10 protein-coding genes are annotated in these 12,657 nt (G+C 58.0%); 2 read left to right on the plus strand and 8 right to left on the minus strand.

Annotated elements, in window-relative coordinates; all coding sequences use genetic code 11:
- Complete coding sequence (locus B5E43_RS10895; protein WP_087396665.1) at positions 1-1,353, plus strand: MATE family efflux transporter; 1,353 nt, start codon at positions 1-3, stop codon at positions 1,351-1,353.
- A 44-nt stretch (positions 1,354-1,397) separates the two neighbouring features.
- Here B5E43_RS10895 and B5E43_RS10900 read toward each other — a convergent pair whose 3' ends face one another.
- Complete coding sequence (locus tag B5E43_RS10900; protein ID WP_087396650.1) at positions 1,398-2,120, minus strand: hemolysin III family protein; 723 nt, start codon at positions 2,118-2,120, stop codon at positions 1,398-1,400.
- 163 nt (positions 2,121-2,283) lie between these two features.
- The gene (locus B5E43_RS10905) at positions 2,284-2,454 is read right to left on the minus strand and encodes a 4Fe-4S binding protein (RefSeq protein WP_087396651.1); all 171 of its coding nucleotides are present in this window, start codon (positions 2,452-2,454) and stop codon (positions 2,284-2,286) included.
- Between the two features lie 116 nt (positions 2,455-2,570).
- Between B5E43_RS10905 and B5E43_RS10910 the strand changes: the two genes are divergently transcribed.
- Positions 2,571-5,000 (plus strand): ATP-dependent Clp protease ATP-binding subunit, encoded by a 2,430-nt coding sequence (locus tag B5E43_RS10910; protein ID WP_087396653.1) that lies wholly within the window; start codon positions 2,571-2,573, stop codon positions 4,998-5,000.
- 42 nt (positions 5,001-5,042) lie between these two features.
- On the opposite strand, the gene B5E43_RS10915 is transcribed toward B5E43_RS10910, so the two are convergent.
- The 6 genes from B5E43_RS10915 to B5E43_RS10940 all read right to left on the minus strand — a co-directional run.
- The gene (locus B5E43_RS10915; RefSeq protein WP_087396654.1) at positions 5,043-5,618 is read right to left on the minus strand and encodes a 4'-phosphopantetheinyl transferase superfamily protein; all 576 of its coding nucleotides are present in this window, start codon (positions 5,616-5,618) and stop codon (positions 5,043-5,045) included.
- Complete coding sequence (locus B5E43_RS10920) at positions 5,615-5,845, minus strand: phosphopantetheine-binding protein (protein ID WP_087396656.1); 231 nt, start codon at positions 5,843-5,845, stop codon at positions 5,615-5,617. Before B5E43_RS10920 ends, B5E43_RS10915 begins: the two co-directional genes overlap by 4 nt.
- A 21-nt stretch (positions 5,846-5,866) precedes the next feature.
- On the minus strand, positions 5,867-7,543 hold the full coding sequence (locus B5E43_RS10925; RefSeq protein WP_087396657.1) for an AMP-binding protein: 1,677 nt from the start codon (positions 7,541-7,543) through the stop codon (positions 5,867-5,869).
- 30 nt (positions 7,544-7,573) lie between these two features.
- Positions 7,574-9,097, minus strand: coding sequence for an HD domain-containing response regulator (locus tag B5E43_RS10930; protein WP_087396659.1), 1,524 nt, complete (start codon positions 9,095-9,097; stop codon positions 7,574-7,576).
- Positions 9,094-10,986 (minus strand): histidine kinase N-terminal 7TM domain-containing protein, encoded by a 1,893-nt coding sequence (locus B5E43_RS10935; RefSeq protein WP_087396660.1) that lies wholly within the window; start codon positions 10,984-10,986, stop codon positions 9,094-9,096. Before B5E43_RS10935 ends, B5E43_RS10930 begins: the two co-directional genes overlap by 4 nt.
- Positions 10,987-11,016: 30 nt before the next feature.
- Positions 11,017-12,657 (minus strand): SDR family oxidoreductase (locus B5E43_RS10940; RefSeq protein ID WP_143383002.1); only part of this gene is annotated, 1,641 nt, incomplete at its 5' end.

A 12,657-nucleotide genomic window follows, 5' to 3' on the forward strand; every position in this document is an offset into this window, starting at 1 on the left:
ATGGGCGTTATGCCTGTGAACAAGCTGCTGCTGAATATGGCGGTACCCATGGTGATTTCCATGCTGGTGCAGGCGCTGTACAATGTGGTGGACAGCGTCTTTGTGGCCCAGCTGAGTGAGGATGCTCTGAACGCCGTGTCTCTGGCGTTTCCGGTGCAGAATCTGATGATTTCTGTAGCGGTGGGTACCGGCGTAGGTATCAACGCCCTGCTGTCCCGGAGTTTGGGGCAAAAAGAGCAGCAGCGGGCCAACCAAGCGGCGCTCAACGGCCTGTTTCTGGCCTTGGTAAGCTGCTTGGTATTTACGGTGCTGGGCTTTACTGCCTCCCGTTTATTTTATACCATTCAGACCGACATTGCGCCCATTGTAGACTATGGCACGGATTACCTGACCATCTGCTGCGGCGTAAGTGTAGGCATGTTTGCCAGTGTCACCCTGGACCGGATTTTGCAAGCCACCGGACGTACCTTCTATACCATGATCACCCAGGCGGTGGGCGCGATCATCAACATCATTCTGGACCCCATTTTGATCTTTGGCCTGTTTGGAATGCCCCGGATGGAGGTAGCCGGAGCGGCGCTGGCCACGGTAATCGGTCAGATCTGCGGTGCCTGTCTGTCCCTGTTCTTCAATCTGACCCACAATCCCGATGTCAACTTTTCGCTGAAGGGCTTCCGCCCCAATGGGGGGATCATTGCCGGTATCTATAGCGTTGGTATCCCCTCCATCGCCATGCAGTCCATTGGTTCGGTGATGGTGTTTGGCATGAATCAGATCCTGATTGCCTTTACTGCCACTGCTACTGCGGTGTTTGGTGTGTATTTTAAGCTGCAGTCCTTTATCTTCATGCCTGTGTTTGGGCTGAACAACGGAATGGTGCCCATTGTGGCCTACAACTACGGAGCCCGTAAACCGGACCGGATTTGCAAGACCATTAAGCTGAGCGTTGCCTATGCGGTGGGTATTATGGCCATTGGATTTTTGGCCTTCCAACTGATTCCGCACGTCTTTTTGGGAATGTTCATGGCGGAGGGAGAAGGAAGCCAGGACATGCTGACCATTGGAGTGCCTGCCCTGCGGATCATATCCGTCAGCTTTTTGCTGGCGGGATTCAGTGTGGTGTGCTCCTCCGTGTTCCAGGCCCTGGGCCATGGGGTGCTGAGCCTGATCGTCTCAGTGATTCGTCAGCTGGTGGTGCTGCTGCCGGTTGCTTTTCTGCTCTCCCGCCTGTATGGCCTGGAGGCTGTGTGGTTTGCCTTCCCCTTTGCGGAGCTGTTTTCCGGCGGCCTGTGCGCGCTGTTTTTGCGCCGGGTCTACCGACATGAAATTGCTCCCATGACCATGAAGAAATAAAAAAGACCCGCCACCGTTTTTAAACGGCGGCGGGTCTTTTTATTTTACAGTGCAGCGATTACCTGGAACATCATAATAAAGTGGGCAATGCTTCCCAGGAGAATAAACACGTGGAAAATTTCGTGGCATCCAAACCGGGGATTGTTCCGGCCCGGCCATTTTACTGCATAGAGGACGCCTCCCACCGTGTACAGAAGGCCGCCGGTCAGCAGCCAGAAAAAACCGATGCTGGGTAGCGTGCGGTGGATGGGTTCGATGGCCAACAGGGCCAGCCAGCCCATGACCAGGTAAATGAGGCTGATCAGCCAGCGGGGGATGGATAGCTTCACCAGGGTCAGAAGGATGCCCAGCAGACCGAAGGCCCAGACGAGGGACAGCAGAGCCGGTCCTCCACAGTCCCGCAGGGCGGTAAAACAGATGGGGGTGTAGCTGCCGGCAATCAGCAGATAGATGGAACAGTGGTCATATTTCCGCAGAGCGATGCGTCCAGCTACAGACACATTGAGGCAGTGGTATAGGGTGCTGGCCGTATAAAGACAGATCATCGACAGCCCATAGATCAAAAAAAGAACAAAGTTGAGCCAGTTGCCCTGCACGGTACTGCGCAGAAGCAGGGCGGCCGTGCCAACCAGAGCCAATGCAGCGCCCGCACCATGAGTCAGGGCGGACCAGGGGCGCAGGCCATCATAAGGGTCCCTGGTTTCCCGCTGGCGGCGGGGTCTGGAAATTGGAATAGGGGTTGAAAGGGAAAGAGAATCGGAACGCATGATACACACTCCTTTCGAAAGAAGCGACATGATTGATCATGTGTACAGTATATGCGCAGCTAGAAAAAATATCAATATAAAAAATGACCAAATATAATATTAAAAACTAGATTATAGAATATAAAAAACAGCGCCGGGTTGTCCGGCGCCGCTTTTTTTGCACTTAACCCTGAGAAATAGCGCTCATGGGGCAGGTATCCGCGCAGGAACCGCAGTCCAGGCAGGAACCGGCGTTGATCTCGTAGTGGTCAGCGCCCTGAGAAATGGCACCCACGGGGCAAGCATCCGCGCAGGAACCACAGCTGATGCAGGCATCACTGATGACATAAGCCATGATAAGTACACCTCCCTTAGAATGTACCTTCATTCTAACACAACTTTTTAAAATTGCAATGCTAAATTTTAGAAAAGGGGGCATCCTTAAAAAAGATTTTATATTGAGGTGATGATATGGGGGACAGCCGTTTTACATCGACGGCGTTGGGGGCCATACGGTTGGCTCAGGAAAATGCAGCCCGGTTGGGCCACAGCTATGTGGGCAGCGAACATCTTTTGCTGGGGCTGGCCAGCCAGGAATATAGCCCTGCCGCCAACGCCCTGCGCCGGGCGGGAGCGGACCGGCAGACCCTGCAAAAGGCCATTGCCCAGAGGGTAGGAATCGGGGTTCCGGCCCGGTCGCTCCACCAGGGGCTGACGCCCCATTGCTGTCAGGCCATTCGCGGGGCGGTGGGCGAGAGCCGGCGCCTGGGCCAGCGTGCGGTCAACTCCGAGCACCTGTTGCTGGGGCTGTTGGGGGAGGAGGAGAGCGCGGCCTATCAGCTGCTCATCGCCTGCGGCGTGGATGCCGCACAGTTGTACCAGGGAGTGTCGGCCTCTTTGGGAGGGGAGCAGATTCCCTCCCAAAGAGGCCGCCCCCGGGAGGGGGAGGCGCGGATGATGTCTGATACCCGGCAGCTGGACCAGTGTGCCAGAGACCTGACAGCCATGGCCTCCGAGGGGCGGCTGGACCCCGTAATTGGACGGGAAAAAGAGTTGGAGCGGGTCATCCAGATTTTGTCCCGGCGTACAAAGAACAACCCCGCCCTGATTGGAGAGCCTGGCGTTGGTAAGACCGCTGTGGTGGAAGGGTTGGCCCTGTCCATTGCAGACGGCACGGCGCCGGCACATCTGCTGGGGCGGCGGGTGTGCGCCCTGGATCTGACGGCAATGGTGGCGGGCACCAAGTACCGGGGAGAATTTGAGGAAAAGCTCAAACATGTGCTGGCCGAAGTGCGCCGGGCTGGAAATGTGATTTTGTTTATTGACGAGCTGCACACCATAGTAGGGGCGGGAAGCGCCGAGGGTGCCATTGACGCGGCCAATATTTTGAAACCGGCCCTGGCCCGGGGAGAAATCCAGGTGATTGGGGCCACCACCATTGACGAGTACCGCCGTCATATTGAGAAGGATCCGGCCCTGGAGCGGCGGTTCCAGCCCATCACAGTGGGAGAACCCGACCGGGAGCAGGCGCTGGCCATCCTGCGGGGGCTGCGGGGCCGGTACGAGGCCCATCACCATCTGACCATCACCGATCAGGCGCTGGAGGCGGCGGTGGACCTGTCCATCCGGTATCTGCCCCAGCGGTTTTTGCCGGACAAGGCCATTGATCTGGTGGATGAGGCGGCGGCCCGAGCCCGTCTGGACCGGAGAAGTCTGCCCGAGGAGCTGCAAAACCTGGAGGGGAGGGCGGCCCAGGCGGGCAAGCAGATGACCCAGGCCATCCGGGAACAAAATTTTGAGCAGGCAGCCATGCTGCGGGATGCGGAGTGGGATTTCCGGCGCCAGCTGGAGGAGGGCAAGCAAAAGTGGCTGGCGGGCCAGGGGCCCAAGAGGGTGGAGGAGGAGCACATCCGGGCGGTGCTGACCCAATGGACTGGCGTGCCGGTGACCGCCCCCGACGAGGCAGACCGGAGGGCGCTGGCGGAATTGGACGGAGCGCTGCGAAAGCGGCTGTTGGGGCAGAACCAGGCGGTGGATACCGTGGTGCGGGCCATCCGCAGGGGGCGGCTGGGGCTCCATGATCCCCGGCGTCCGGTGGGCTGCTTTTTGCTGTTGGGGCCCAGCGGAGTGGGAAAGACCCAGCTGTGCCGGAGCCTGGCTACAGCCCTGTTTGGCAGCCAAGAGGCGCTGCTTCGCTTTGATATGTCGGAGTACCAGGAAGCCCATACCGTCTCCCGCCTCATCGGCTCTCCCCCAGGCTATGTGGGCCACGAGGAGGGCGGCCAGCTCACCGAGCGGGTGCGGCGCGCACCCTGGTCTGTGGTGCTGCTGGACGAGCTGGAGAAGGCCCATCGGGATGTGTGGTCCATTCTGCTGCAGGTGATGGAGGAGGGCGTGCTCACCGATGCCCAGGGGAGAAAGACGGATTTTCGCAACACGGTGCTGGTCATGACCTCCAACCTGGGTGCTCAGCGGTTTGCCCGGGGTGGCCGGCTGGGCTTCGCTCCGGGGAAAGAGGAGCAGCGGGAACAGCTGGAGCAGGAGGTGCTGGCGGACGCCCGGGCCACCTTTGCCCCGGAGTTTATGAACCGTCTGGACGCCGCCCTGGTGTTCCACCCCCTGGAGGAGGAGACGTTGGGTGCCATTACCCGCCAGCTGCTGACTGAGACCACCGGGCGGTTGGAAAAACTGGGGGTGTCCGTACAGGTGGAGGATGAGGCAGTGGCGCTGATTGCCCGGAAGGGGGGAGACCGGGAATATGGGGCGCGGCCTTTGCGCCGGGCCATTGCCACTTTGGTGGAGGACCCGGCCGCGGACCTGCTGCTGGCGGGGCAGATGAAGCAAGGGGATACCGTCCAGGTCACGGCCCAGGACGGACAAGTCCGGCTGCGGCTGGTTTGATAGAAAACGCCCGTGGGACCACTGTCCCACGGGCGTTTGTTGTCATTCAATCCACGGTTCCATATGGATGGCGCCAATTTGCTGGGCGCACAGGCAAAGACTGTACCCAGGAAGACAGGGGAGCAGCTTGCACTGGCCCTGGGGTGGGAGGGGAAACTGGCCCTCCGGGGAGACCAGGGAAAAGTCACCCGGGTCCAGATAGAACCCTCTTCCCATGTACTTCACCCAGCTCTCCTTGGCGCTCCACAGGTCGAAGAAGTGGGAATACCCCATTTCAGCCAGCCAGCTGTTTTCCCGGGGGTGGAAAAAGCGCTGGGCGAGCTTGGCTGGGTCGGCGTAGGTCTGATGGAGCTGTAGGTCGAGCCCCACAGGCTGGTGGCTCATGGCACAGATCCACCAATCTCCGCTGTGGGAGATGGAGAAGTGGAGCTGAGGAGCGTCGGGGAAGAAGGGCTTGCCCCAGGGATTGGTCTCCACATGGGAAAAGAACTCCTCCTTCCAGCCCGTGTGGAGCTGGGCGGTGCGGACCAGAAGAGCCCGGGAGCCGGAGGCACCCTCGGTGAAGGGGCGGCGGTATAAGGTGATGCCGTCCCCCGATGAGAGCTCCGTCCCGGTCAAGGCTGGGTGAAGCCCTTGCGGGCCAGGTAGTCAATGACGTCCTTAACCTGGTGCAGGCCCCATACCTCCCGGGTGGGAATGGTGGTGTCGAAGTGGTCCTCAAAGGCGCTAATGATGTTCATCACATCAAAGGAGTTGAGAGCCAGGTCCTGGACAAAGTCGGTTTCATAGGTGATCCCCCGTTTGCCCGTAACGTTGTAAATAATGTCCTGGATCAGTTGCAGCATGGTGTTCGCTCCCTTTTTCCGTCAGGTTATATTTTCGTGGCGTTTGATCTTCTTGGTGGCAGTTTTGTTAAATTCCTTCTCCCGGATGTTGACCAGCTGAATCTGCTGATAGGTGGGAAGAGTGTTGTTGATGGCGTCAATTTCCCGCTGCAGGTGCTCCAGGATCTCATAGGAGGACAGGCCCTCCGTGCGCTGGGGATCGGGGTAGATGCTGGCGGTGAGCTTCACGTCGTCGGCAAAGGTTCCGTTGGCGGTGCCATAGACCATGACCTCTTTGACCATGGGAATGGCGGAGATCATGTTTTCCAGCTTTTCTGGGGAGACCTTTTTCCCATTTTTAAAAACAATCAGGTTTTTCTTTCGCCCATTGAGATAGAGGTATCCGTCCTTGTCGGTATAGCCCAGGTCGCCGGTGCGGAACCAGCCGTCCTGAATGGCCTGAGCGGTCTGCTCCGGGTCCTTGTAGTACCCCTGCATGACCGAGGGGCCCTTGACGCACACCTCTCCATCCTCCAACCGCAGCTCCAGGCTGGACAGCACAGGGCCCACAGAGCCGATTTTGTTGGCGTAGTTGGGGGTGACGGAAATGAGGGGGGAACACTCAGTGATCCCATAGCCCTGAAGAATCTGTACGCCCAACAGTTCAAACTCATCGGCAATCTCACGGCTGAGCTGAGCGCCGCCGCAGGCAATCATACGCAGGGTGCCCAGCACCTGGCTGCGCACCTGGTCCAGCAGTTTGGACTGGAAGGGGAGGTGGAGTTTTTTGTATATGCCCGCTATGTGCAGGGCCTTGCGGAAGGCGTCGGCTTTGCCGCCCTTTTCCAGGTTGAGCCAGAGCTGATTGTGGATGGCCTCCAGCATCAGGGGTACGGTGAGCATGGAGTCGGGCTTGGATAGAAGCAGGTCGCGCATGGCGGTCTTCAAATCTCCGTTGATGTATAGGTGGATGCCTCGGAGCAGGGCGTTGAGGACGGCGCAGTTCAGACCGTAGGCGTGGTAGAAGGGGAGGGAGGAGAACAGCCGGTCGTAGAAGCAGATATATTCGCACTCCTCCCGGATGTTGTGCATCACCGCCCGCTGGCTGAGCATGACCATTTTGGACTGGCTGGTGGTTCCAGAAGTGAAGACAATTTCAGCTGTGTCGTTGGGATGGACTTGGAAGGAAGGAACGTCACCGTCTGTGAGGGCCTCACCCTGTTCACACAGGACATCAAATAGCTCCACCCGCTCGTCACTGGACAGTCCGCCCATCAAAACCATGTGCTGTAGCAGGCCGTTTTCTTCCAGCAGGGGCATGCAGATGGGCAGATAGGTGGGGGAGAGGAAGAGCATTTGGGTATCCGAACGGCGGAGCATGTCCCGGATGATCTCGTCAGACTGCTCGGTGTCGGCGCACACGGCGGTGTAGCCGCAGGAGACGATGGCCAGGAAAGCAATGACCCAATTGGCGCTGTTTTCGCTGAGGATGGCAATGTGGGCGCCGTGGGGCAGCTGTTTGCGCAGCAGACTGCGGCGCAAAGCCAGGACCTGCTGGGTCAGCTGGCGGTAGGTGAGGGTCTTTTCCTCCTGCTGCCGGGTAAACCAGGATAGAGCGGGGCGGTCGCCGTAAGTGGTTCGGATTCCAGCCACCATCTCATCAAAGGTTTCATAGTGGGGGGAGGAATAATCCTCCTTGCGGTATGGGAGCTGTTTCATAGCGTTCCTCCTAGCATAATTTATTTGGAACTATCCCAGTGTGGGATTGAGTTGAGAAGTGGTGCAGCCCGGAAGGTCCTCCTTCAGCTTGGCCCAGAACTGGGGCTGCCGTACCATAGCCTGGAAGGCTTCCACGATGCGGGGGTCCAGCTGGGTGCCTTTGCAGCGCTCCAGCTCTGCCATGGCTGCCTGAAACTCCAGGCTTTTCCGGTATTGCCGCTCCGAGGTCATGGCGTCGAAGGTGTCGGCCACAGCGATGATGCGGGCTTCCTCGGGGATGTTGTCTCCGGCCAGCCCATCGGGATAACCCCGGCCGTCTATCCGCTCGTGGTGGCTGCGCACGGCGGGAAGGATGGGCCGGAACTGGCTGATGACCGACAGAAGCTCCGCCCCATTGGCGGGATGGCGGCGGATCAGCTCATATTCCTCCTCGGTGAGCTTGCCGGGCTTGAGGAGGACCTCATCGGGGATGGACAGCTTTCCCACATCGTGGAACAGCCCGGCCAGACGTACCCGCTCACAGAATTGGGGATCGTGCCCCAGAGAGAGGGCAATGTGCTCAGCGTAGTAGGAAACCCGGTCAGAGTGACCACGGGTATAAGTGTCCTTAGCATCTACTACTCGGCGCATGGTGCTGATCATCTCCAGGTAGCTGTTTTTTAGCTGACTGTAGGCCTGGTCCAGCTGGTGGTTTTTCTCCTGTAGAAGGGTGTGAAGGTGGGTGTTATTAAGAGCGGAGGAAATTTGGCGGGCAAAGACCTCCATAAGCTGAATCTGATCGTATTTGGGAGCTTCCTGCAAACGGATGGATAAAAAACCGGTGGGACATTGGTCGTTATCCAGAACCGGCAGGATAACATCTTTATCCTGAACCAAGGAACTGCGACCAACCAAGGAGTCCAGAAGGAGCTGAACCTGCTGCGCGTCCATGGTAGAGAAGCCCTCTCCGGTGGCCCGGGAGTAAAAATGGCGCTGTGGAGCGTCAGAAGAGGTATCATCCAAGGTCAAAACCACAGAAGTGCAGGGAAGCAGAGAAGAGGCTGTGCGCAGAATGCTGTCGGTAACATGGTCCATAGATTCCAGGTCGTAAATTTGGGGCAGGGAGTCCATAATGGCGGACAGACCGTCCTTATATCTCTTGACCGTTCGCATCTGACGAATGGATTTTACGCAAGATTCCACCAGCAGCTCCAGCTGATCAAAACGGTCGCTCTTTTCGTAGTAGCCCTGAATATCCAGAGCCCGAATGGTTTTAATGGGGGGAACCATGCTTTTGTGGCCGGTGAGGAGGATTATAAAGATGTCCTGATTAAATTGCCGGACCTGTTCAACCACTTGGTCGCCGCACATGGGGGTCATGAGGAAGTCCAGTAGGAGAATATCGTAGTTCCCCTGCCGAATCCGATCAATGGCCCGACTTGGGTCATTTTCCACATCCACCAGATAGCCGGAGCGCTGGAAATAGGACTGAATGGTGGAGGTCATAATGGGGTCATCATCCAGGGTGAGGATGGAAAAGGCGTTCCCTTCGGTTGTTTGTTTGTGAAGTCTCATAAAGCGCCGCCTTCCTTTTGCACACGGGTGGGAGTAGTCAGTTCGGGATCGGGGGGATGTAGGGGAATGGTCATACCGAAGATAGCGCCGCCCCCGGGGTTGTCCTCACACCACATGGTTCCGCCAAATTTGCCGTGGACAACGGCATTGGAAATATATAGGCCCAGTCCGCTGCCCTGGGCTCCCTTACTGGTGGTCATCTCCCGGAACAGCCGGTGGCGTACAGAGGAGGGAATACCGGGGCCGGTATCCTTCACATAAATCTTTACCTGTTCCTCTTCCTGCTCCAGCCCTACGGTAATGCATCCACCGCCCACCTGTTTTTGGGCATAAATGGCATTGGAAACCAGGTTGCCCAGCACTTGAACCAGGTTGTTGATGTCCCCGTGGAGAGTAATGGCCTGGGAATTTTTGTATTCCGCCACCAGAGTACAGCCGCCGATCACCAATTCGTGGCGCATAAGCAAGGTGGTGCGTTTAATGAGCTCATCCAAAGTGAAAAAGGACTCATTGAAGGTACCAACGCTGGTGGCCTGGCCCTTGATGGCGGTAATGATGTCGGACATGTAGGCGGAGGACTCCTGGATTTTTTGGAACCAGTCCCGCATCTCTCCAAAAATTTCCCGGTAGTCGTCTGGGGTAACGGAAGGGGTGTCCAAGCTCTCCAGACACTCGTCCACCAAATTGTCTGCCGCAGAGACGCAGCCGGAGATGCTCATAATGGGGGTTTTCAGGTTGTGGGCCAGCCCGCTGATCATCTGGCCTAAAAAGGCGAAGCGCTCCTGTTCCATCATACGGGTTTGGCTGTCCTGAAGCTGTTTCATGCTTTTTTTCAGCTGGGTAATGTCCTTGAAAATGACCACAAAGCCAACCGGGCGTTTGTTGACCACCAGCTGAGAGACGTCGGTGACATAGTAATTCTTTTGGATAATTCCATTTCGATTGATGGTGGCGGCCTGTTCATAGGAGATAGTAGTCTGGGCATCCCGGCAGGCATCCACGGCGGTGATGATGTTGTAGATGGCGGTTTTTTTGGAGACATCCTCCTCTTTGACGCAGTCCCGCAGGTAGCGGTTTTCCGTGATTCCGTAGCGGGAGGCGAAGACGGCAGAAAAGGGCTTGTTGTAGCTAATCACCAGACCCTTTTCGTTGAGAATCAGGTAGCAGTCAGAGATCCAGTCCAACACGTGTTGAGTGGCGACAGGGGTAATGTCCAAAAGGTTAAAGCGATAAATGGCAATGCCGTTACAGATAATGGACACCAAAAAGCCAAGGGGAGTGGCGGTGATGGGGGCATTCCAACTGGAAAAGGTGGCCGCCAGGCTGACTGCCAGAGGGACGACCCCTCCGGCAATCAGCATCAGGCATTGCTTGATATACAAACGGTGGGGATTTTCCCGCATAAATCGGAACAACAACACACAGGCCACGCAAAGGCAGATGTAGCTGTGTAGACCGGTGACAAATACATAGGGGCCAAACACAATGTCCTTGCGAAGCACAGAGAAGTGCTGATATTGCAGGCGGTGCCAATCATTGGTCAGGCACACTAAAACGGAGAATAGGGGTACAGTAAGGAATAGAAGGTACCACTTGGGCAGCCGTTCCAGACCCCTAACAAACACCAGGGCGATCATCAGATAAAATCCGGGGATGGTAATGCCAATGTAGGTCAAGGCGTCTAAGAACTGAAGGATGTCTACCCTTTCACTGGGGGTGATCCACATGCCAAGCATACATAGTGCCCACACGGAATAGGCCAGCAGCATCCAGACATATAGCCGGTTGAGCAGGTAGCGCTGCTTGGGACTGTGAAAGCTCCAGTGGATAAACATGGCAATCATGGCTAGGGAGAGAATGAAAATAGTGGCAGCGGAATCGGAAATCATAGGGGGTCCCACCTTACAGAAAATGGTTCATTAGATATGCTCCGCTGGGTCAAATTGAAAGCCCCGCAGCAGCTGTTCTGGTCCGGGGATGGGGAGGCGGAAACCCGCCTGCTCCAGTGCCTGGGTGGTTCTGCGGCAGTCGGTGGTGACGGTCTGAGCCCCCTCACGCAGGTGGTTCCACAGGTCCAGAAGGGGGGATAGCAGATCGCCCCGCAGGTCAACCGGAGCCCTGGCCAGCAGGCTTTGGAACTGGGCGTCCGGGAGAATTTGAAGCTGGGGGGTCACAGCCCGGGCCACCTGTTCAATGGTGGGGGGAGTGGGGCTTTGCAGGTGGTAGGCGGTCATGGGGGACTGCCGCAGAGCTACGGCAGCCTGGGCGCACCAGTCCACCGGAGTCAGCTCCATGGGAATGCGGGCCATGGAGGCCGGAATGGCCCCTACGGCGTGAATCCCCCGCAGGGTGAGCCAAAAGGCGTTGGTGTTGGGATTGCGCTGGAAGGCGCCGTCCTGAGCCCGGCCCACCAGACGGCCCAGCCGGAATACCCGGGCGGTGAGACCTGCTTCCACAGCCTGGTAGATGGCGTGCTCTGCCAGGAACTTGCTGCGCACGTAGAGGTTGCGCCGCCAGTCCTGTCCAATGTCAAAATCCAACTCAGTAAATTGGGCAATCCGTTGGCCGCCGGCCAAATGCTCTCCTGCCACGCTGGTGGTGGAGGCATGGTAGAGGGGGACCTTGGCCTGCTGAGCCAGGCGGATCATGGCCTTTGTGCCGTCCAAATTGGTGCGCAGCAGCGCCTCGCTGTCCGCCGCATAGTGCCGTACATCGGCGGCGCAGTGCCAGATCCCGTCAATCCGGTCGCACAGCACCTGGTAATCCCCAGAGGCCATCCCAAGCTGATCTGTACTCAGATCTCCACGGATCACCTCTACCCGTCCGCCCAGACAGGCGGTCCATCCGCTGCCGAAGTACCAGGAGAGCACCCCGGCTAGACGGTTGGGGTCGCCATCCCGCATGGTGCAGATGACCTTCCGTGCCCCGGCATCCAGGAGGGCACGGAGTAAATGGGCACCGAAGTAGCCGGTAGCCCCGGTGAGCAGAAGGGTGCCCAGGGAATCCCGGAGGGGCGCCTGAGGCAGAGGGGGCACCTGACGGGGATAGGCGGCCTGGCCGGAAACAGACAAAATGGTGTGGGCCAGACCGGAAGAAGCAGAGGGAGAAATGGAGTGTTCCGGAGTTGGAGCGGGCTGAGAGGAGACGGAAGGGGCAGGGGGCGTCTCCTGGGGAGATAAAAGGGCGGCCTGCTCCCGGGCGGTGGGGGCGTCGTAGAACTGGGCCAGAGAGAGCACCAAGCCGCTGTTATTGTAGTGGCTGAGGACACTCAAAGCGGCCAGGGAGGTTCCGCCCTGTTCAAAGAAGGAACGTTCTGGGTCCACCGTGGAGTGGTGGAGCACCTGTCCCCACAGGGTCAAAATCCAATCCAAACTGCCCGGCCCATCCCCCGACAGATCACCCGGTCCGGCAGAGTTGCCGGAGGGAGCGGTGGATACCGTCTGGGGAAGAGAGGGCGCGGAGAAACCGCTGCTGGACTCCGGAGGCACCGGGGAAACCGGTTGGAAAGACAAAGTGGCCAAGGGAGGAGCGGCAGGGATGAGGGGCAGGAAGGGAGAGGG

Source organism: Flavonifractor sp. An100 (assembly GCF_002161175.1).
Taxonomy (GTDB): Bacteria; Bacillota; Clostridia; order Oscillospirales; family Oscillospiraceae; genus Lawsonibacter.

What these genes read in the sequence shown, in the direction of transcription:
- B5E43_RS10925 (WP_087396657.1), bottom strand. Translation starts at nt 7,543, where the DNA reads ATGAAACAGCTCCCATACCGCAAGGAGGATTATTCCTCCCCCCACTAT.
- B5E43_RS10905 (WP_087396651.1), bottom strand. Translation starts at nt 2,454, where the DNA reads ATGGCTTATGTCATCAGTGATGCCTGCATCAGCTGTGGTTCCTGCGCG.
- B5E43_RS10910 (WP_087396653.1), top strand. Translation starts at nt 2,571, where the DNA reads ATGGGGGACAGCCGTTTTACATCGACGGCGTTGGGGGCCATACGGTTG.
- B5E43_RS10930 (WP_087396659.1), bottom strand. Translation starts at nt 9,097, where the DNA reads ATGAGACTTCACAAACAAACAACCGAAGGGAACGCCTTTTCCATCCTC.
- B5E43_RS10935 (WP_087396660.1), bottom strand. Translation starts at nt 10,986, where the DNA reads ATGATTTCCGATTCCGCTGCCACTATTTTCATTCTCTCCCTAGCCATG.
- B5E43_RS10900 (WP_087396650.1), bottom strand. Translation starts at nt 2,120, where the DNA reads ATGCGTTCCGATTCTCTTTCCCTTTCAACCCCTATTCCAATTTCCAGA.
- B5E43_RS10895 (WP_087396665.1), top strand. Translation starts at nt 1, where the DNA reads ATGGGCGTTATGCCTGTGAACAAGCTGCTGCTGAATATGGCGGTACCC.
- B5E43_RS10920 (WP_087396656.1), bottom strand. Translation starts at nt 5,845, where the DNA reads ATGCTGCAACTGATCCAGGACATTATTTACAACGTTACGGGCAAACGG.